Below are 20,477 nucleotides of genomic sequence, written 5' to 3'. Positions count from 1 at the left end.
AATGTTATTTTGGAGATCGTTATTTGGATATTAATTATTGCTTTATTTGTTTTAAGCTTTGCAGGTATTATATTCCCAATTATTCCGTCTGTGTTTGTGCTTTGGGGCGGTTTCCTTTTGTATCAGTTTGCTCTCAATCCTAATGAATTAACCCTTTCTTTTTGGATTGGAATGGGTATTATTACAGCTTTATTAGTCGGCGCTGATATTATTGCGAATAGTTATTTTGTTAAAAAGTATGGCGGTAGTAAGTGGGGAGAGCGTGGTGCGGCTGTTGCAGTTATTATTGGCTCCTTTATCGTCCCGCCGTTTGGAATTCTTATTGTGCCGTTTCTAACTGTTTTTATTATCGAGTTATTACAGCAACGGACTGTACAGGAAGCGTTCCGTGCTTCATTCGGTTCCTTAATCGGATTTCTAGGTGGGACAGTTGCTAAAATTGTACTTCAATTCGTTATGATTGTTTGGTTCTTTGTGGTGATTATCTTTTAAGACAAAGGTGTGCCGAAAATCCAAAGTGGAAGGAAGATTTCATTCATGAAAAAGGCGCTTTTAAATGTAGATTATACGATTGATTTTGTAGCAGAAGATGGAAAATTAACGTGTGGCATACCTGGACAAGCTATTGAAGACAAAGTGGTTTCTTTAACGAAACAATTTATTGAAAATGGCGATTATGTTGTGTTTGCCATTGATGCACATGAAGAAGGAGACGCTTTTCATCCTGAAGCAAACTTATTTCCGCCACATAATATCATCGGTACAGCAGGGAAAGCGTTATATGGAAAGCTTGCTACCCTTTATAATGAGTACCAGAATAAGGATAATGTATATTATTTTGATAAAACAAGATATAGTGCTTTTGCTGGCACAGATTTAGAACTGAAACTGCGTGAACGTGGTATTCAAGAAGTACATATTATCGGCGTCTGTACAGATATTTGCGTATTACATACGGCGATCGATGCCTATAATAAGGGCTTCGACATTGTTGTTCATCAAGATGCCGTTGCCAGTTTTAATCAAGCAGGGCATGAATGGGCGCTTGGACACTTTGAAAACACGTTGGGAGCTAAGGTTGTTTAGTCTTATATGAAGAGTTTCATGGCGCACATTGGGAGAACGGCTCTACGATGAAAACCACTTCCAGACAAATTTTTTCGCACTAGAGTGTAAAACGTATAAAAGTTTATCGTATACGAAAAACAGAGGCTTTCTATTGTGTAAAATGATAGCTTTTTCCATAAATATGTGACGATAAGCGAATTTTATCTAAACGACCTATCGCGTTAACCCATTTGCCCTTTTTTTCTGTTGAAATAAGAAGTTCCATTAACCTTGACTTTCTTTGTGTCAACTTATATAGTGTAAGTACAATTATGTCATACAAACGTAGATGAAGATTAGTATATTGAAACGTCTTTTATAGAGAGGAAATGGCTGGTGGAAATTTCCAAAGATAATCAATAGAACCTGCTTCGGAGTTCGCTATTAGAAAGCTTTATGCTGCAAAATAGCGCGGGGACAGCCCGTTATCCAATGAAGTGTGCAGTTTATTTTTTTGCAAACAAGGGTGGTACCACCAACCTCGGTCCCTTATCGGATGGAGGATTTTTTATGTTTATAGAGAAAAAGTGAAGGGATGTTCACAAGCAACACTTTCCTTGGTTTAGCGAATGAGAAACGGCCATGGTTCACTATGGGGAAAGCCACCACTTCTTATGAAAAAAGCACTTGCAGATAAATTTTTATAAACAACACAGCTTCTGCCAGAAAAATATAGCAATATGCGAAGTTTTAGCAATGAATGTAAATCACAAGGCCGTGGCAAGTTTATTGTTTGAAGCACGTGTTTACCAAAATAGGTAAAACGGAAAGGTTTTATATTTGCAAAAAAATGTATGGACATGTAGATAAAACTATTTAAATGAGGTGTTACGTTTGGGTAAGAAAAATAAGCAATTTGTTGAAAAAATAACCGCCATGGAAGAGAATTTTGCGCAATGGTATACCGATGTTGTCAAGCAAGCTGAATTGGTTGATTATGGCCAAGTTCGTGGAACAATGATCATTCGACCATATGGCTTTGCAATTTGGGAAAATATTCGCGATGTATTAGATGAAAAATTTAAAGAAACCGGTCATACGAATGTGGCGTTTCCATTATTCATTCCAGAAAGCCTATTGCAAAAGGAAAAAGATCATGTGGAAGGCTTTGCACCTGAGGTTGCTTGGGTTACGCACGGTGGGGACGAAGAATTAGCTGAGCGTCTTGCTGTACGTCCTACTTCAGAAGTGTTGTTCTGTGATTATTATTCGAAAAACATTCACTCCTATCGTGATTTACCAAAGCTGTACAATCAGTGGGGAAATGTTGTCCGTTGGGAAAAAACAACCCGTCCTTTCTTACGTTCTTCCGAATTTCATTGGCAAGAGGGGCACACAGCACATGCGACAGATGAAGAAGCATCGGAAGAAACAGAGCGGATGCTAGGGATTTATGCGGATGTTGTGGAAAAATATTTAGCGATTCCAGTCCTTAAAGGTAAGAAAACAGATAAGGAAAAATTTGCAGGTGCTAAATACACATTGACGATTGAAAGCTTAATGCATGACGGAAAAGCATTGCAATCAGGAACTTCCCACCATTTTGGCTCAGGCTTTGCTGAAGCATTCGACATTACGTATTTAGATGAAAATGGAGACAGTCAATATGTTCATCAAACTTCTTGGGGATTATCCACTCGAATCATGGGGGCTTTAATTATGGTTCATGGTGATAACCGTGGTTTAGTAATACCACCGCGCATTGCTCCTACACAAGCGATGATCGTACCAATCGCCCAGCATAAGGAAGGCGTATTGGATAAAGCATATGATCTTCGTGACCAATTAAAAGATATTGTGCGCGTAGACATTGATGCTAGTGATAAAATGCCTGGATGGAAATTTAATGAGTATGAAATGAAAGGTATACCAGTTCGGATTGAAATGGGACCAAAGGATATCGAGAAAGAACAGGTAGTCCTTGTGCGACGTGATACAGGTGAAAAAGAATTTGTTCCATTGGCTGCATTACCAACTCGTTTACCTGCGCTACTTGATGAAGTACAAGCGAATTTATATCAACGAGCAGAAGATCATTTGCATGAAAAAACAAATACCGCAACCAACATGGAAGAGTTTGCAACTATTTTAGAAGAACAAGCTGGATTTATTAAAGCAATGTGGTGCGGCGATGTAGCATGTGAAGAAAAAATTAAAGAAGCTACATTAGCAACCTCTCGTTGTATTCCATTTGAACAAGAAAAAGTTGCAGATACATGCGTATGCTGTGGAAAAGAAGCGAAAGAGTTAGTGTATTGGGCAAAAGCATATTAAAAATGAGAGGGGATGCTCCTCTCTTTTTTAATATCTGAAATTAAGCGCGGTTCGGTCGTTTTTATTCACTACTAGGAAAAGTATCAAGGTTTCTAGGGTTTATCGTATAAGCAAAACCACGGCGCGCCATATTACTGGGCGACAAGCCAAGTTTTTCTAATAAAAACCCCTAATGGCTTGCACTACTATGAAATGCATTTCAAGCAAGTCTTTTCCTACAAATCGGGATAGTCCTCATAGATAAATCCCTCTCAATTACAACAGTTTTCCTTTCCTTATAGACTCTCTTACTAGGTATGTCTCATGTTACATTTACGCTACTATGTAGAAAATCAATTCATTCTTTGTAGATAAGAAAGCGTCCCTTGCCCTTGTTGTACGAACAAGCAGTAGATAAAAGAAAATCAACGGTTCCGTTAACAAGATAATGGGAATTTTTTGCAAAAAGCATAACTTGATGCATAAATTTTATGGTTTAAAGGGACGTGTTATTGCAAATCACGCTAATTAATCAGCAATACAATTGAAAACGTAAAATAACAGTACAAACATACTTTTCTTCATAAAAAATGAAAAAAAGATTGCATAATGATGCATTTAATGGTATAAATATACCTACATATTAATAATTATACATGTAGGTGGGACTAAGATGAAGTCGTTACAAGAAACAATACAAGATATCCATGGTGAGTTATGCCATATTAGTGACTATTTATATCACCATCCAGAGTTAGGCGATCAGGAATATCAATCCATGCAATTATTAACGAAATTACTTGAGGAGCATCAGTTTGAGGTAGAAACAGGTGTAGCTGGAAGAAACACTGCATTTAAAGCTACATTTGATAGTGGAAAACCTGGCCCTACTATTGCGTACTTAGCTGAATACGATGCACTTCCCGGAGTTGGACATGCTTGTGGGCATAATATCATTGGCACGATGAGTGTTGGAGCGGGGATTATTTTAAGTAAACAGGTAGCAGAAGCTGGAGGAAGTGTCGTTGTTTTAGGCACACCAGCCGAAGAAACGAATGGTGCTAAAGTGCCGATGAGTGAACAAGGTTTTTTTGATTCCATTGATGTGGCAATGATTGTCCATCCTGGTGATCAAGCGTACGAGAGCGGAGAGGCTCTTGCGATGGATGCCATTCAATTTGCCTACTTCGGTAAAACGTCCCATGCAGCTGCTGCACCAGAAAAAGGAATTAATGCACTGGATAGCGTCATTCAGCTGTTTAATGGGATTAACGCATTACGCGAGCATCTTCCAACAGATGTACGCATTCATGGTATTATAGCAGACGGTGGAGAGGCAGCGAATGTAGTACCCGATAAAGCAGTGGCGCAATTTTATGTGCGAGCAAAAGAACGGAAGGAATTAGATGCGGTAGTAGAAAAAGTGCAATACATTGCAGAAGGTGCGGCACTGATGACAGGAGCTAGATTAGAAGTTTCTAATTATGAATTGAGCTACGACAATATGATAACCAATCAGGCTCTATCCAAAGCCTTTACGAAGCATTTGGAGAATATCACCGCTCAGCCTGTTTTGCCTGCTAAAGAAGGCTATGGATCGATTGATATGGGAAATGTAAGCCATGTGGTGCCAGCGATTCATCCATATATTGGCTTTGATATACCTGGCTTAACTGCACATACACAAGCGTTTGCAGATATGACAATTACAGATAAAGGGCATCAAATGATTGCTGATGGAGCACTGGCTCTAGCACAGACGGGTTTCGAAGTAATTACAGACGCAAAACTTTTAGCAGAAATTCAACAAGAGTTTAGCAAAACCGAGTGTTAAGCACTATAAAAACGGTTAAAATGTCGCAGTTTGTTGCTAAACAAGACGGTGGCTTTCCTTATAAAGTTGATAAGCTCAGTTTTTCTAATTTTCCCTAAGTTCAGCATTCATAGATGAGAGCTAAGTTTTAAAGGAAAACCTTACAATCATCGGTTAACAGTTTACCAAGAATATGTGAAAGGAATAGCTTATGTAAGAATCATTTCAAAAGTTTGATTATGTTTAAGTAAGAAAAAGTGAAGTAACAGCGTACAGGCTTATAAACATCGAAATTGTCTTCATAAGTAGCGAGATCAATAATGTAGAGAAAGCATTATGTGTTATATACGATAAAATCATCATGTCTCATATGGAGACAAATTACTATTTTAATCTAGAACAAGTATAAACAAAAAAATGGAGTGAATAAAATGAAACATAAAATGATCCTAGCAGTTTTTGTCGTTCTTTTAACTGGAATAATAACAGCTTGTGGAAGTAGTAATGATCAAGCATCTGGAGAAGAAGGAAAAGAGAAAAAGGTTCTAAAAATGGCAACATCAGCGGACTTTCCTCCATTTGAAACGCGTGATCCAGAGGGGAATTTCGAAGGATTTGATATTGAATTAGGACAAATGATAGCGGAAGAATTAGGGTATGAATTAGAAATAGAAGATATGCAATTTGACGGATTAATTGGAGCGTTACAAGCAGATCGAGTGGATATGGTCATGTCTGGAATGAGTGCAACCGAGGACCGGAAAAAGAATGTCGATTTTTCAACAGAATACCATCGTTCAGGTCAAAGCTTTTTAACAACGAAAGACTCTGAAATTGAAACCATCGACGATTTAAAAGGAAAAACAGTCGGTGTGCAGCTCGGATCGATTCAAGAGGAAGGAGCAAAAAAACTAGCAAAAGAATATGGATTTGAAGTGAAAACAGTAGATAAAGCAGGACTTGTCCCTCAAGAATTAAACGCCAATCGGATTGATGCCGGTTATATGGATAAAACTGTTGCAGCTGGTTATGTAAAAGAACAGGATTTGAAGTTGTTTGATGATCCAACAGAAAGTTCTCCAGGGATGGGAATTGCGTTTCCAAAGGGGAGTAAATTGGTAGAAAAAGTAAATGATGTACTAGCTAAATTTGAAGAAAATGGGGAAATTCAAGAGCTAGAAGATAAGTGGTTGAAAGAATTGCAATAGATAAGTGACCAGAAGTTGACACATTTATCAAAGATATAAAGTGTTGGTATCTCCCTCCTCCAGAATGAAAAGATGGGAGTTGATCAAGTCTAACGGAAAGATAACCACCTAATTCCCCTTTTTGAGGTTTTACCCTTGGGGACGGAACATCAGCTGGGATGGAAGAATACCCCACTGAATAGAAGCTTCACTTTATATACGGACAAAGTTGGGTAACTTCTAAATGCAACATGGATGAAAAAACATAGAGAGAGAAAAGTGAGGTGATAAGGCATGAATTTGGATTTCAGCCAAATCGTGCCTTACATTCCTTTTATATTAGAAGGAATTGGGGCAACATTAAAATTCGTCAGTGTATCTATAGTGATTGGATTTATTTTAGGTACATTACTAGCTTTATGTAAAGTAACAAAAGTTCCTGTGTTAAAACCTTTTGCAGATGCGTATACTTCCATCTTTCGTGGCACACCACTCATTTTGCAATTAATGATTATTTATTATGCTGTTCCACAGTTAACAGGCTATGATATATCCGCATTTATCTCTGCCGTATTAGCATTTGGTCTCAATTCAGCTGCTTATATTTCTGAAATCATTCGTGGTGGTATTCAAGCAGTGGAAAAAGGGCAAACTGAAGCAGCAGAGGCGTTGGGAATTCCTTATCGTCCGATGATGGCACATATCATTTTGCCACAAGCATTTAAAAATATATTGCCAGCGATGATGAATGAATTTATTACATTAACAAAAGAATCCGCCCTTGTATCTACAATCGGTTATCTAGATTTAATGCGCCGTGCGCAAGTGGTCGGTTCCGACTTATATCGCAACTTTGAACCATTATTATTTGCAGGATTAATCTACTGGGTGATGGTCTTTATTCTTACACAATTTGGTAGATTACTAGAACGGAGGCTTCGTCAAAGTGATTAAAGCGGAAAATATAACGAAAAAATTTGGCAAACAAACCGTATTAAAAAATATATCGACAACGATTCAGCACGGAGAAGTTGTCGCTGTCATTGGCCCGTCTGGATCTGGTAAATCGACATTTTTACGTTGCTTAAACTTATTGGAACTCCCAACGGAAGGAAAGATTTGGCTTAACAAGCAAGAAATTACCGATCCAAAGCAAAATAAATTAGCTGTCCGAAAGCATATCGGTATGGTGTTTCAACATTTTCATTTATTCCCACACATGACAGTATTAGATAATGTGGCTTATGCACCACAAAAAGTAAAAGGAATATCCAAACAAGAAGCCTATCAAATAGCAAAAAAATTATTAGCAAAAGTAGGCTTAACGGATAAAGAAGAAGCTTACCCGAATCGCTTGTCTGGTGGACAAAAGCAGCGTGTAGCCATTGCTAGGGCACTCGCTATGGAACCAGAAATAATGCTCTTTGATGAACCTACGTCAGCGCTTGATCCAGAGATGGTGAAGGAAGTACTCGATGTGATGAAAGATTTAGCAAATACTGGTATGACCATGGTTGTTGTCACACATGAAATGAATTTTGCAAAAGAGGTTGCCGATCGTATTCTGTTTTTAGATCAAGGAAAGCTCATTGAAGAAGCAGATCCTTCTACTTTTTTCCAAGCACCTGCTACAGAACGAGCAAAAGATTTTTTGGATAAAGTATTATAGATAGAATGCGTCTTAAGTAAGTATGTTCGACCTATGATGTAATGTTTTTTGACCTGTGGCAAGGAACACGCAAGCAACACAGGATGAAAAGTGTGCCTGTGCTGCTGACACAAGAAAATGGAAGTACGGAGCCCATTTATGCTCGGCAAAAGCTGTAAAGCGCATGTAATTGAAGGTATGCTTGTGCATTTTCGATAGCTATACAACCTTGGTTGTAATTTTACAAACATAAAGTAATTTTTGTTGGAAATGTGATAATAATCTTAGAAGTTTACATGATTCATCTTAAGGTACATTTGGGTGAGGAAGGAGGTGAAGGGTAGTGGATATAGAATGATCTAGAGCAATGAACTTACGAGAGAAAGGCAAACATATAGAATCTAACGAATTGCTCATGAAATTGGTAGAAAAGTTTCCTAATAATGCCTTCATTAACTATCAGTGTGCTGGTAGCTTTGACATAATAGGAGAGGAAACAAAAGCAATCCCTTATTATAAAAATGCCATTAAGTTAGGATTGCCTGCAAAAGAATTGCAAGGTGCTTTTCTAGGCTTGGGTAGTACATATAGAACAATAGGTGAATACAAGAAGTCAAAAAATCTATTTGCAAAAGGAATGAAACAGTTCCCTAAAAACAGGGCATTGCAAACATTTTATGCAATGACGTTATACAATTTAAACGAACATGATAAGGCTATGGAACTATTACTAATTATCGATACGACAAATGATGCTGAGATTATGCGTTATAGAAGGGCGATAAAATTCTATTCAGATAAATTAGATGAAAAATGGATTGATTGAAAAATGCCCTGTTTTACGAAACAAGTGCCTGATAGGACATATTGCTGCTTATATTTTCGTTTCTGTGACGGACCGCTAAAACGTGCTAGTGTAGGTGTACATGGAAAACGATAAATACAACAGCAATACAACGCTTGCAAAAAAAGTCGTACGAACTCTATTATTTGTATTGGAAACATCATTTAACATACTTCCGAAAAAACCCAAGTCCTCGCTTCCAACAACTATTAATGGCGATAAGTGGTGAGAGTAGTTCACAAAGTTAATCTGTTGTAAGGTACTATTGCAAGAAAGTCCACAACGTAAAAACGACCCATTTTTTAGTTGGATACTCAAGGAAGCAAACTAGTTATAAAATGCTAATGTCCACATCCCTATGTCATCCTACCTATTTTTCTATTAAAAAACGCTTCCCACCACTTTACTAAACGTTTTTTACGCTTGTAAAGCTGCTTCAATATCTTTTTTTATGTTTTCTGGTTTCGTTTGTGGTGCGTAGCGATTAACGACCTCGCCTTGCTTGTTGATCAAGAACTTTGTAAAGTTCCATTTCATTTGCTTCGTAAACATCCCTTTTGCTTCATCTGTCAAATACTTGAACAACGGATGCGCATACTCTCCTTTTACATTAACTTTGGCAAACATTGGAAAATTGACACCATAATTCAATTGGCAAAACGCAGCGATCTCTTTCTCTGAGCCTGGGTCTTGATTTTTAAATTGATTACATGGAAAGCCGAGTACATAAAAACCGTCATCTTTATATGCATCATATAACTGTTGTAAACTTTCCAATTGCGGGGTAAAACCACATTTGCTTGCTGTATTTACGATAAGCAGTACGTTCCCTTTATAATCAGCCAACGACTTCTCTTTCCCATCTATCGTTTCTACGTCAAAATCGTATATAGACATATAACGAAGCCTCCTTTTTGCACTATAGAAAAGTATAAAATTCCAAGTGTTATAGTATCAGCAAAACGACGGTGTTTTTTCACATGATGAGCAAAGTCTTTCTAAAAAAAGAATAGCAATAAGCAAATAAACTGTCAAAAATATCGTTTAAAGAGTGGTTTAAAAATCGTTGACTATTAAATGTCTATTTAATAGGGTAAATTAATTGAAAATAGTAGTGAAAAAGACTATGATAGTGTTACTGCTGATTATGAATAGGTAAATTTACCTATTTATTTTGTAAATATTACAAGAAAAAATACATTTTACATTCTATTCTACTTAATTGTTCATTATTTCACAAAAATTTCATTTAAAGCGTTAGCTTAAAAAAGAAAGGAGAAAAAATAATGAGAAATTTAAAAATTGCAAAAAAAGTTTGTTATACTTATTACATTTGCTGTCCTCTTATCGACCATTATTAGCGTTGTAGGTTTTTCTTATTTACATGATATGGCAGATGACTCGAAAGAAATGTATGAAAAGTATCTCATTTCAGTTGATAAGCTTGGTCAAATTCAAAAAAACAATGCTACAATTGATGCCTATTCCATGGAGGCTATGATGACAAATGACTCTAATACGGATAATGACTTAAAAAAGCGTATTGATGAGCTTGTAAGTGAAAATGAAAAATTGGAAACGAAAAACTTATTTCCAAAACAAATAGTTGATAAGGATAGTTATTATGTGCTCGTAGATGACTATATTCAAGGAAGAAATAATGCGCTGCAGTTAGCGGAAGATGACCGGGAGGCTGGGTATAATTACTATGTAGATTATGTTATGAGTAAACGAATCGAGCTTGACGATATAATGACAAAAATTCAAGACTACTTTTCGAACAAAGCGAAGGATATGAACAAGCATAATCAAGATCATTTACAAGAAGTAAGTATGATCTTCATAACAGTAAGTACAATAGGAATAATTGCATTCATAGCGGTTAGCTTATGGATAGCTCAAGCAATTATAAAGCCATTGAAGCATTTACGATATATCATGGAGACTGCTGAGCAAGGGAAGCTAGTAACAAGTGATTACAAAGCAAATGATGAACTTGGTCAATTAATGACAGTTTTCAACGGAATGATTACTACATTTAAGGACTTACTCTCGTCGACCCAAGAAGCGTCTGAAAATGTCGTTGCGTCTTCTGAGCAATTAAGTGCTAGTGCTGGGCAAAATACACAAGCTTCAGAACATGTTGCTTCTGCTATTCAAGAGGTTGCTGCCGGATCTGCAAATCAGCTGGAACATATTGAAAAGACAGCTGATACGATGGATATGATGATATCCAGTTTTCAAAAAATCAATGAGGATACGTCTCTTGTTTCCGGTGAAGCGAAAGCATCTGCGGAATTGTCTAGAAAAGGGGAAAAAGAGATGGATGATGTCATCGGTCAGATGGAAGTCATTCGTCACAACGTTACTAACTTGGGGAAAACAATTCATAGTTTAAGCAGCAGTTTAACGGAAATTAATGCGATGAACCAAACCATTACGGATATAGCATCGCAAACGAATTTATTAGCTCTAAATGCTGCTATTGAGGCTGCCCGAGCGGGGGAACATGGAGAAGGGTTTTCTGTCGTTGCCGAAGAAGTAAGGAAACTTGCTGAGCAGTCCAACGAATCCGCTAAACAGATCACGCACTTAATTGAGAATATCCAGCACGAAACGAATGAAACGATGGAGTCTATGGACGTTACAGATGCAGCTGTAGAAACTGGGACGACCGTCGTCCATGAAGCTGGTAGTACGTTTGAAAAAATAGAAAGTACATTTAATAGCATTATAAGTCAATTTGCGAAAATTAGTGAAAATATTAATCAGCTGTCGTCTGGAGCACAGAATTTGCAAACTTCTATGAATGAGATTAAAGAAATTGTGACAAATACGAGTGAGCAAACACAAACTGTCTCTGCAGCCACAGAGGAACAACTGGCCTCAATAGAAGAGGTGGAATCATCCGCAGAAAACTTAGCGAAAATATCGGAAGAATTGCAAGAACTCGTTAACAAATTTGAATAAGTAGGCAACTGTACGATGAGGATTTTTTCGAATAGGTGCGTTAAAGGGCGCTTTTGAAAATGCGTTTAATCAGAAGGTAGAAATGGCTTGTTTCATAGTTATAATCTGATCTATGAAACAAGCCATTATGTTATGCTTTCATTGTTAAGCTTTCACCTATAGCTTCAAGGCGCGCTTCCACTTCTTCTTCCGATAGTTCGTGCTCTTTCACATATAAGTTACGTGGGCTCACGCGACATGCATGTGTGCAACCACGCAAATATTTATGCTCATTTTCTTCCGAGCAAAGAATTTGTTTATTACATTCTGGATTAGCACAGTTGACGTAACGCTCACATGGTTCGCCGTCAAAATAATCGACACCGACGACGACATGCTCTTTTCGGTTAACTGGCACGGAAATGCGCTCGTCAAAGACATAGCATTTACCGTCCCATAATTCACCTTGTACCTCCGGATCTTTGCCGTATGTGACAATCCCACCATGTAGTTGGTTTACATCTTCAAAACCTTCTTCTTTTAACCAACCGGAGAATTTTTCGCAACGTATGCCACCAGTACAATAGGTTAAAATTTTCTTATCTTTAAAATCGTCCTTGTGCTCGCGAATCCAATTTGGTAATTCACGAAATGTTTTAATATCTGGACGTACAGCGCCACGGAAATGACCTAAATCATATTCGTAATCGTTACGCGCATCAATGACGACCGTATCTTCATGCTGCATTGCCTCGTAAAATTCTTTTGGTGACAAATAGTTTCCTGTCGTCTCATGTGGATCAACATCCTTTTCAAGACGGAAGGTAACTAATTCTTTTCGTGGTCGTACGTGCATTTTTTTGAACGCATGCCCATCATGTTCATCAATTTTAAACACCATATCGGCAAAGCGAGGATCGGCATGCATCATATCCATGTATGCTTTCGTTTGCTCTTTTGTGCCAGACAATGTGCCATTAATGCCTTCATGGGCAACAAGAATTCTTCCTTTTAAACCTAATTCCTTACAAAACTTCAAATGCTCAGCTGAATATCCATCTGGATCATCGATGTGAACATAATGATAATACAATAAAACCTCATATGGCATATTACTTTCCATGTTGTTTACCACCTATCATTTATATTTGCAAGATACAAATGTATGGTAGTCGTTATTCATTTTTCTATCTTGCAATTGTACATTGTAGCATGTTTTTTAGATATATTCTAGTTTGTGATTTTTTGTACAAACAGTTTTGGTGATGTTTATTGTGATAAGGACATATATCGCGTACTACAGCCAGCAATGGATGAAGTTGTATGGCAGTTTTATATTGTTTTTAAAAATACGGATATGATGAAACAAGAGAGCGATATGGAAAGGATAAATCGTTTAATTCATCCATCATTGGAGAAAATCTATGCATCAAGAGCATCTGTAAACAAATTTGGACAAAGTACAGCATTAGTGATTCGTTTAATAAATACATTCGTACAGAATTTAATGTTTTTTAATTTTATTGAAGATTTTGATGTATCATATTAGACGAGGTAAACTAGTAATATAGATAAAGATGCTCAACAAGAAATCTTTTCCACTTTACTAGAGGAGTAAAAGGATAAAATTGTATTTATTCTCATGATCTTACAAACGAAGCGTATTGTAATAAAGTGATAGCGGTTACGAGTGGTTCAATGTAATCTATATACTTCAATTTATACAAGTTTTAGCAGGATAAAGGTATAAACGTTTACCAGAGACTTCATAGTGATAGGTGCTGGTTGCAAATGAATGGAGTCATGAGTGCAAAGTTTTAAACCTGTGGTTGTGAGAAAACAACCATCATCTGCAGACAAGAAAGAGTGTAAGTTTTTGAAAGAGAAAGAAGACACCCTGTTTCATTCATACTGTTTGCGCTACAGGCATAACTCTAATATAGGAGGTTTTTGTCGTAAGTTAAGGTTTAATTTTCCAAATAAAGGGTAATATGTTTGCAGCATTATTATAAATAATAAAGTATAAGGGGATGGAAGAAATGACAAAAAAGGAAATTAAAAAATTTTCGTATGGAAGTGTAGCGAAGGTAACAGTTTACTTCGCAATCATACCTGCAATAATGTATTGGTTATTATCGTTAATTGGAATTGTAGGGATCTTTTCGATGGGTGATGGTATGGGGGCTCTTGTTGTAATCGGATCTTTATTAGGTATTGTCATATTTGTAGGGATTTATGTATTAGTTGCACTGCTAAGTACTTTAATCTACAATTTATTTGCTGGAAAATTTGGTGGACTTGTGATTACTGTTAAAGAAACAGAAGAATAAGGCATTTTATAAAAAACTACGGTTGTCTCTATAAAGGTTTAGCGATAACTTTTTTTGAAAATAATAGTATTAATAACTGTTAAACAAAAATACCAAATCACAATTTTATAGTGAATTGGTATTTTTTTGCCCAATATATGGAAGATGATGCTTATGTTCTTATTAGGTCATAAAACTAGGGTGACAAGCTAGTTGCTCTAAGGGAAGTGCATATAGATTTGTTAATGTTCGATTTTAGATAATATTTATGTGAATTAAGCTTTGGTGCAATTAGGAAGTTCGTTGAATCATTTCAGATACTGTTATCGTCTTATATTCATTTTCATCTAAAAACTCCAATATTTTTGGTAGTGCTTCTACAGTTTGGCTTCGGTTTCCTCCTGAATCGTGTAAAAGAATAATATCGCCTGGCGAAATATTGGATGTGACATGATTTACAATTTCATCAACACCGGGGCGATCCCAGTCTTTTGGGTCTTGATCCCAAGACCATAAGACAACGGTATATCCTTGTTCGCTTGCGATGGCAACAATTTCATCATTATATACGCCCTCCGGTGGGCGGAAATTAGTAGGCGATGTACCAGTGGTCTCATAAATAATGGTTGCTGTTTTCTTAAGCTCTTCTTTCAAGTTCTTTGTTCGATAATCATGGTTAAATGTATGATTTCCAATTTCATGATTTTCTAAATGCTGTCTATATATAAGGTAGGGGTATTTTTTTGCGTTGGAACCAGTGACAAAGAAGGTTGCTTTGGCATTAAATCTGTCTAAAATATCAAGAATGAGTGGTGTGTATTTAGGGTTAGGTCCGTCATCAAATGTTAATGCAACCACTTTTTCATCCGTATAACCTTCCCATATAACATCTCCTGACTTCTCATACTTTATTCTTTCTTCTGTATATGCATGTAGGTTTTCAGTAGTCGGAAAAAATGATAAAAGCAGATAAATTAGTAACATAGCATATTTAAACATAGAATTCCTCATTTTCTATAAGGATAATGTATCGTGCATTGCTTTTTACTGGAAGAATCCCATTTTAGAATTGAATTAGAAGGGATGCGTTGTAGTGCAGGAGGGAGATAGCAGTATCTAAACCCACTTTTTTGCACTATAGGAAAGCGTAAAATTTTTATGGATTATAGTATAAGAAAAACTACAGCCATCGCCATAACGACTTGGCGATAGCTAACTAAGTTTTTCTAAAGAACGAACAGGGAAACTTAGACTGAAGTCACTTTATACTATGTACAAATATACTACTTTTATGCTCTACCTACTCAAAAAATATCCCACCAAATTTTGACCGCTGTAGCAAAAATGAGTACTGCCAATAACCGTTGCAGTATCTTTGTATTCATACGCTTTCCCAATTCTGCGCCAAGTGGAGAAGCGATTAAACTGGCAACAATCATAATGACCGCGGGGATAAATAACACTTGATTGGTAGCTAGCTTCCCGACTGTAGAACCAATGGAAGAAATAAACGTAATGGCAAGTGAGCTGGCGATTGTCATTCTCGTTGGTATTTTTAAGACGGTAATCATAATCGGAACGAGAATAAAAGCGCCTGCTGCCCCAACAATGCCAGCTGCGATTCCGACGATAAAAGATAAACTAGCTGCAAGCGGCTTATTAAACGTTACCTCTTGTAAATCCGGATTATCATCATTATTTTTGGGTAGTAGCATCATAATAACGGCAATGGTAGCTAAAATAGCATATACAATGTTAATGGTAGATTCCGCTAAGATATTGGAACCATAACCCCCAATTAATCCCCCAAGCAAAATACTAATTCCCATGTATAGAATGAGTGATTTATTTAAATATCCACCTTTACGATATGCCCAAACGCCACCAATCGTAGCAAAAAATACTTGTACAGCACTAATACCTGATACTTCGTGTGCGCTAAAAGCTGCGAATCCGAGGAGGGGAGGGATGTACAGTAACATGGGATATTTAATGATCGAACCGCCAATCCCTACCATACCTGAAATAAATGAACCGATAAAACCAATGAAAAAAATGAGTAACATAAAATCAAAACTCAATTGCTTTCCCTCCGCTGTTTTGTTAGTTGATTATAAGAACTTGCCATGGCTACTATCTCTTATGAAAAGTGATTTCCCCATTGTGGCAAGTTTTTTATTCTGGGTATAAGGTGCTGTAAGACTCCCACTACAAGCATTGGAAGATGTGAGCTGAACAAGTCTAAGTGGGAGATAACAGCACCTACGTCCGCGATTTTGTTCACCTAACAATCAGTGTGGGAAGAGAGAAACCTCGGCCCCCTCTGATTGAAGGTTCACTTTATACAAAAAATAAACAACTATATTGTGTGATAATGATTCGTTAGACCGTATTGGATTAATTCAGATTTACATTTTAACTCGAGTTTGTGCATAATATTTGCTTTGTGGTTTTCCACTGTTTTTGGACTAATAAATAAACGTTGCGACATTTGTTTATTTGTATAGCCAAGCACAGTAAGTCGAACAATTTCTTTTTCCCTAACAGATAAAATCGAATAATCTTTTTTGCTATGTTTAAATAATTTAGCGATTTGATCTTCAGGTAAGCCTACTTTATAGTATTTTTCACCACGATGAACGGCATGTATGGCTTCATGCAATTCGTTGCCTTTACTATTTTTTAAAATGTATCCCCCAATATCGAGTTGAATGGCCTTTTGTATGTATACTTCTTCATCATGCATCGTTAAAAGAACAATATGGACATGTTTGTGGTTTTGTAAAATAACTTCAGAAGCTGTAAATCCATCTAGCCCATTAGGCATGGATACGTCCATTAACATAACATCAACTTCCAATTGATGCATGAGCTGTATCGCTTCGTCTCCATCTTCTGCTTCGCCAACAACATGAATATCCGGATAAGCTTCGAGCAATAATTGAAGTCCTCGACGAATTAACCGATGATCATCTACAATGCATACACGAATCATAGAAGGTGATCCTCCTTTGGGATGGATGCACGAATAATGGTACCTTGTTGTAACTCAGAAGCAATTTGAAAAGTACCTCTAAGTAAATTCACTCGTTCTTCCATATGCTTTAGGCCTAACCCCGCGGAACGTTTGCTTGTATCAAACCCTTTTCCATTATCTCGTATTGTTAATTCTAGTTTATGAGGCATGTCTATAAGTTCAATGACAACTTGTGTCGCGTTCGCATATTTAATCGTGTTGTGTAAGGCTTCTTGAATAACTCGATATAGATTAATCTCCATTAAAGAAGGAAGTCGATTTTTTAAGGTGGTGGTGAAAGTAATCGTAATGTTTGGATTACTTTTTTCTAACGTATGCATAAGCCCTTGTATCGTTGCAATCAATCCCAAACGATCAATACTCTGGGGCCGTAGTTGATAAGAATAGGCTTTAATATCGTTCATCACATGATTTAGTTCTTCTTGCACTTCATCGACATAGCTTTGAATTCGTGTATTATTTACAAAGGATTCAATGGCTTGTAAAGCGACAGAAATACTGTAGAGTGCTTGACCAACCCCGTCATGAAGCTCTTGGGCAAGCCGCTTATGCTCATTTTCTTTTGCTTCAATTAATTTTTGGATCATTTTTTTTGAAAGTTGTGCTTCTTTTTCTTTTTGCATGAGAGATTGGTCGCGTAAGACAAGTAAATACTCTTTTTGATGTGTTGTAGCATCGTGGAACATTAATGCGGTGCTCATTTCCACATTAATTTTCTTACCATGATACGTCGGCATATCAGAAAGAAAATAAGGCACTTCATCATGCGCAATTAAATAACATTTATTTTCATTTCCTTGTAACAACCGAGTTTCACAAAAAGAACAATACGGTACACGATCATGTAATAACCAGCCTGTTAATTTCTTTGCAGAAGGATTCATAGCTAAAATTTTACGGCTCTGATCCATAATAATGATCCCATCTTGAATGTTTTCGAAGATTTGATGCAAATATTTATTCTCATATTGAATGGAACACACGGTGATTTCCCCCTTTACTTACAAAAAATGATCGCATTTCTCCTTTCATTATAGTCGATGACTTTCCTCTTTTCTTCATCTGTGCTTGTATGTTATTGTACAAGCCAATGATTTAGTAAGGGAGTCAATGATTAGATTGGTATTAACCAAAGCGCGATAGGAGTATATCTTTGTATAAACAAAACGAAGCCTTCCGTCATGAATAAGCGGTTTGGAAAAGGGGGCTACTCTTTTCCAGCATACCCCCGTTACCTTCGTGTTCCATTCTCTTTCGCTTAGCTAATTTGCTCCGTCCAAGCAGTATATCCGCCTGTTATGTTTTGTATCTGTTTATACCCTTTAGCTTGTAATAAGCTCGCTCCAATTGCAGAACGACCACCTGACTGACATGTAATGAGGATCGTGCCGTTATTTGAAACTTCGTCAAGGCGATTTTTTAATGTCCCAAGCATGATGTGGTTTGCACCTTCGATATGCCCTTCATCCCACTCCGATTGATTGCGAACATCAATGAACGTGACAGCTTCTGTTTTTAGCAATTGTTTCGCTTCTTGTGGTGAGATATTTGCATACGATTCTAGGTTTTTGGCTTGTTTGATAGCCTGCTCCGCATCCATAAATCCTTTAACTAAATCAATTCCAATGGAGCGAAGGGCAGTTAATATGTCATCCGTTTGATTTGGATCACATAACAAATATAAAGGTTCGTCATAATTGATGAGCCATCCAGCCCAATTTGTAAATGACGGGTTAAATGGAATGTTGATCGTACCTGGTATATGTTGCTTGCTAAATGCTTCTGCTTCACGCGTATCCAAAACCTGTGCTCCATCATTTAGGAGCGTTTTGATTTGGTTTCCATCAGTTATAACTTCTGGTTTTTCCAGATCGCGAAGGATTGCTGGTCCTACTTTATTCACATGCTTCATAATCGCAAAGTAGACAGGCGGCTCCGGTTGTCCTTCCAGTAATGCTTTTATAAAGTCCGTTTCATTCTCGTGCTGTAATGCCCAATTAAATCGTTTTTCATAGCCGACGGTAGAAGATGGAACCGCTCCGAGCGACTTTCCACATGCACTACCAGCTCCGTGTGCTGGCCAAACTTGTAAGAAATCCGGTAACTGCTTAAATCGTTCTAATGAATGGAACATGTCTCTTGCGCCAGGTTCACTCGTTCCTTGCACGCCAGCAGCCTTTTCCAGTAAGTCAGGGCGCCCGACATCTCCGACAAACACAAAATCACCTGTGAAAATGCCGATCGGTTCGTCGGCATTAGCACCGCCATCCGTTAGTAAAAAGGAGATACTCTCTGGTGTATGCCCTGGTGTATGCATGACTTTAAATGTTAGATTACCAAGTGTAATTGTATCGCCATCTTTTAGTAGTTTATAAGAAAAGCTATCAAGGTTTTCATATTTCCAATCTGCATCTCCTTCATCGGATACGTACAAGGTAGCGCCTACGCGATCAGCAATTTCCCTAGCACCGGATACATAGTCAGCGTGAATATGTGTTTCTAGCGCACCTACAATTTTCATCCCTTCTTTTTCAGCAGTAGATAAATACGCTTCAATGTTACGAGCTGGATCAACAACAACCGCTTCTCCTTTTGCTTGGCATCCGACTAAATAGGATGCTTGCGCTAACTTATCATCATAAAAATATTGTAATAACATGATAGACAACTCCTTTTCATATCTTGTATTTAAATAAGACTTGTTGAAAGCACGTTGATTTTCAACAATCACCCTTATTTTAACGTCAGCACTAGGTTATTTCTTCGCTTTTAAAACGTCTAAAGTAGCTTGTATATATTTTAAATATTTTTGTACATTAGGTTCTTTCATCCATTTGATAATGGTAAAAATAGAAATGTGTTGATCGATTGATTCGTGTCTCGTTTGCACGGCTTCGAAGAAATCTTTTGCTTCCTTCTGTTTCTGCATGAACGGAAGCTCTGCAATCGATGTTTTTATTTGCTCCATGGACTGTTCATCATGGACAACATGTTTGATAAACAAGGCAATCATTTCTATTTGCTCGACCATTTCTAATATAGTAGGAAGTTTGGCTAATAAAGCGATAAGCGCTTCCAATGATGCTTCATCGATTCTGGATAACTGCAATCGTTCCTCTAAAGCTTCCATCGTAGTTTGGTCTTTTGCGACATGCAACGAAAATTGTGTCATTTGCTCTAGCGATTGTAGCGTGCGTTCGATTTCAGGTAACCGATGAATAATACCCGTTAAAGCTTGATGGATTTCCGGTTGTTTTAACTCATGAAGAAGGTCTTTATTATCATCTGAATGGATAGCTGTATGTGGCATTGTTTCATCCCCCTTCTCCG

19 protein-coding genes and 1 other annotated feature are annotated in these 20,477 nt (G+C 37.3%); of the genes, 11 read left to right on the top strand and 8 right to left on the bottom strand.

What is annotated here, in order from left to right:
- Positions 1-6: 6 nt before the first annotated feature.
- From B2C77_RS16995 to B2C77_RS16960, 8 genes are all read left to right on the top strand, one after another.
- Positions 7-492, top strand: a complete 486-nt coding sequence (locus tag B2C77_RS16995) for a DUF456 domain-containing protein (protein ID WP_077706119.1) — start codon at positions 7-9, stop codon at positions 490-492.
- A 45-nt stretch (positions 493-537) separates the two neighbouring features.
- On the top strand, positions 538-1,086 hold the full coding sequence (locus B2C77_RS16990) for a cysteine hydrolase family protein (protein WP_077706118.1): 549 nt from the start codon (positions 538-540) through the stop codon (positions 1,084-1,086).
- A gap of 298 nt (positions 1,087-1,384) precedes the next feature.
- Positions 1,385-1,600: a binding site (T-box leader), on the top strand.
- Positions 1,601-1,941: 341 nt separating this feature from the next.
- Entirely contained in the window at positions 1,942-3,381 is a 1,440-nt protein-coding gene (gene proS, locus B2C77_RS16985) for a proline--tRNA ligase (RefSeq protein WP_077706117.1), read from the top strand.
- Between the two features lie 652 nt (positions 3,382-4,033).
- Entirely contained in the window at positions 4,034-5,194 is a 1,161-nt protein-coding gene (locus B2C77_RS16980; protein ID WP_077706116.1) for a M20 family metallopeptidase, read from the top strand.
- Between the two features lie 410 nt (positions 5,195-5,604).
- On the top strand, positions 5,605-6,381 hold the full coding sequence (locus B2C77_RS16975; RefSeq protein WP_077706115.1) for a basic amino acid ABC transporter substrate-binding protein: 777 nt from the start codon (positions 5,605-5,607) through the stop codon (positions 6,379-6,381).
- A 273-nt stretch (positions 6,382-6,654) separates the two neighbouring features.
- A complete protein-coding gene (locus B2C77_RS16970; RefSeq protein WP_073006454.1) occupies positions 6,655-7,314 on the top strand; it encodes an amino acid ABC transporter permease in 660 nt (219 codons plus the stop codon).
- On the top strand, positions 7,307-8,029 hold the full coding sequence (locus B2C77_RS16965) for an amino acid ABC transporter ATP-binding protein (protein WP_077706114.1): 723 nt from the start codon (positions 7,307-7,309) through the stop codon (positions 8,027-8,029). The genes B2C77_RS16970 and B2C77_RS16965 overlap by 8 nt, the downstream gene beginning before the upstream one ends.
- 394 nt (positions 8,030-8,423) lie before the next feature.
- On the top strand, positions 8,424-8,834 hold the full coding sequence (locus B2C77_RS16960) for a tetratricopeptide repeat protein (RefSeq protein WP_367946647.1): 411 nt from the start codon (positions 8,424-8,426) through the stop codon (positions 8,832-8,834).
- Between the two features lie 435 nt (positions 8,835-9,269).
- Here the strand turns inward: B2C77_RS16960 and B2C77_RS16955 are convergent, their stop codons facing one another.
- Positions 9,270-9,749 (bottom strand): glutathione peroxidase, encoded by a 480-nt coding sequence (locus B2C77_RS16955; RefSeq protein ID WP_077706112.1) that lies wholly within the window; start codon positions 9,747-9,749, stop codon positions 9,270-9,272.
- A 405-nt stretch (positions 9,750-10,154) separates the two neighbouring features.
- Between B2C77_RS16955 and B2C77_RS16950 the strand changes: the two genes are divergently transcribed.
- Positions 10,155-11,822: a methyl-accepting chemotaxis protein gene (locus tag B2C77_RS16950; RefSeq protein ID WP_077706111.1), complete on the top strand. Its 1,668-nt coding sequence runs from the start codon at positions 10,155-10,157 to the stop codon at positions 11,820-11,822.
- A 130-nt stretch (positions 11,823-11,952) separates the two neighbouring features.
- Here the strand turns inward: B2C77_RS16950 and trhO are convergent, their stop codons facing one another.
- Positions 11,953-12,924 (bottom strand): oxygen-dependent tRNA uridine(34) hydroxylase TrhO, encoded by a 972-nt coding sequence (gene trhO / locus B2C77_RS16945; RefSeq protein WP_077706110.1) that lies wholly within the window; start codon positions 12,922-12,924, stop codon positions 11,953-11,955.
- Between the two features lie 114 nt (positions 12,925-13,038).
- Between trhO and B2C77_RS16940 the strand changes: the two genes are divergently transcribed.
- Together B2C77_RS16940 and B2C77_RS16935 are read left to right on the top strand one after the other, a co-directional pair.
- Positions 13,039-13,350 carry a hypothetical protein gene (locus B2C77_RS16940; protein WP_077706109.1) on the top strand — a complete coding sequence of 104 codons (312 nt, stop codon included), beginning with the start codon at positions 13,039-13,041 and terminating at the stop codon, positions 13,348-13,350.
- A gap of 490 nt (positions 13,351-13,840) precedes the next feature.
- Positions 13,841-14,131 carry a hypothetical protein gene (locus tag B2C77_RS16935; protein ID WP_077706108.1) on the top strand — a complete coding sequence of 97 codons (291 nt, stop codon included), beginning with the start codon at positions 13,841-13,843 and terminating at the stop codon, positions 14,129-14,131.
- Between the two features lie 270 nt (positions 14,132-14,401).
- On the opposite strand, the gene B2C77_RS16930 is transcribed toward B2C77_RS16935, so the two are convergent.
- The 6 genes from B2C77_RS16930 to B2C77_RS16905 all read right to left on the bottom strand — a co-directional run bounded on the left by B2C77_RS16930 (position 14,402) and on the right by B2C77_RS16905 (position 20,457).
- Entirely contained in the window at positions 14,402-15,109 is a 708-nt protein-coding gene (locus B2C77_RS16930; RefSeq protein ID WP_077706107.1) for a polysaccharide deacetylase family protein, read from the bottom strand.
- Positions 15,110-15,414: 305 nt separating this feature from the next.
- On the bottom strand, positions 15,415-16,176 hold the full coding sequence (locus tag B2C77_RS16925) for a sulfite exporter TauE/SafE family protein (protein ID WP_176087404.1): 762 nt from the start codon (positions 16,174-16,176) through the stop codon (positions 15,415-15,417).
- A 293-nt stretch (positions 16,177-16,469) separates the two neighbouring features.
- Positions 16,470-17,105, bottom strand: coding sequence for a response regulator transcription factor (locus tag B2C77_RS16920; RefSeq protein ID WP_077706105.1), 636 nt, complete (start codon positions 17,103-17,105; stop codon positions 16,470-16,472).
- On the bottom strand, positions 17,102-18,130 hold the full coding sequence (locus tag B2C77_RS16915) for an ATP-binding protein (protein WP_237342786.1): 1,029 nt from the start codon (positions 18,128-18,130) through the stop codon (positions 17,102-17,104). Before B2C77_RS16915 ends, B2C77_RS16920 begins: the two co-directional genes overlap by 4 nt.
- 275 nt (positions 18,131-18,405) lie before the next feature.
- Complete coding sequence (locus B2C77_RS16910; protein WP_077706104.1) at positions 18,406-19,806, bottom strand: MBL fold metallo-hydrolase; 1,401 nt, start codon at positions 19,804-19,806, stop codon at positions 18,406-18,408.
- Between the two features lie 96 nt (positions 19,807-19,902).
- A complete protein-coding gene (locus B2C77_RS16905; protein ID WP_077706103.1) occupies positions 19,903-20,457 on the bottom strand; it encodes a hypothetical protein in 555 nt (184 codons plus the stop codon).
- Positions 20,458-20,477: the final 20 nt, after the last annotated feature.

Source organism: Virgibacillus dokdonensis, from assembly GCF_900166595.1.
Lineage (GTDB): Bacteria > Bacillota > Bacilli > Bacillales > Amphibacillaceae > Virgibacillus > Virgibacillus dokdonensis.
The sequence above is the reverse complement of the archived record's forward strand: the minus strand, read 5'-3'. Positions and strand labels throughout refer to the sequence as shown.

What these genes read in the sequence shown, in the direction of transcription:
- B2C77_RS16980 (WP_077706116.1), top strand. Translation starts at nt 4,034, where the DNA reads ATGAAGTCGTTACAAGAAACAATACAAGATATCCATGGTGAGTTATGC.
- B2C77_RS16975 (WP_077706115.1), top strand. Translation starts at nt 5,605, where the DNA reads ATGAAACATAAAATGATCCTAGCAGTTTTTGTCGTTCTTTTAACTGGA.
- B2C77_RS16920 (WP_077706105.1), bottom strand. Translation starts at nt 17,105, where the DNA reads ATGATTCGTGTATGCATTGTAGATGATCATCGGTTAATTCGTCGAGGA.
- B2C77_RS16990 (WP_077706118.1), top strand. Translation starts at nt 538, where the DNA reads ATGAAAAAGGCGCTTTTAAATGTAGATTATACGATTGATTTTGTAGCA.
- B2C77_RS16905 (WP_077706103.1), bottom strand. Translation starts at nt 20,457, where the DNA reads ATGCCACATACAGCTATCCATTCAGATGATAATAAAGACCTTCTTCAT.
- B2C77_RS16930 (WP_077706107.1), bottom strand. Translation starts at nt 15,109, where the DNA reads ATGTTTAAATATGCTATGTTACTAATTTATCTGCTTTTATCATTTTTT.
- trhO (WP_077706110.1), bottom strand. Translation starts at nt 12,924, where the DNA reads ATGGAAAGTAATATGCCATATGAGGTTTTATTGTATTATCATTATGTT.
- B2C77_RS16935 (WP_077706108.1), top strand. Translation starts at nt 13,841, where the DNA reads ATGACAAAAAAGGAAATTAAAAAATTTTCGTATGGAAGTGTAGCGAAG.
- B2C77_RS16925 (WP_176087404.1), bottom strand. Translation starts at nt 16,176, where the DNA reads ATGTTACTCATTTTTTTCATTGGTTTTATCGGTTCATTTATTTCAGGT.
- B2C77_RS16960 (WP_367946647.1), top strand. Translation starts at nt 8,424, where the DNA reads ATGAAATTGGTAGAAAAGTTTCCTAATAATGCCTTCATTAACTATCAG.
- B2C77_RS16970 (WP_073006454.1), top strand. Translation starts at nt 6,655, where the DNA reads ATGAATTTGGATTTCAGCCAAATCGTGCCTTACATTCCTTTTATATTA.
- B2C77_RS16955 (WP_077706112.1), bottom strand. Translation starts at nt 9,749, where the DNA reads ATGTCTATATACGATTTTGACGTAGAAACGATAGATGGGAAAGAGAAG.
- B2C77_RS16910 (WP_077706104.1), bottom strand. Translation starts at nt 19,806, where the DNA reads ATGTTATTACAATATTTTTATGATGATAAGTTAGCGCAAGCATCCTAT.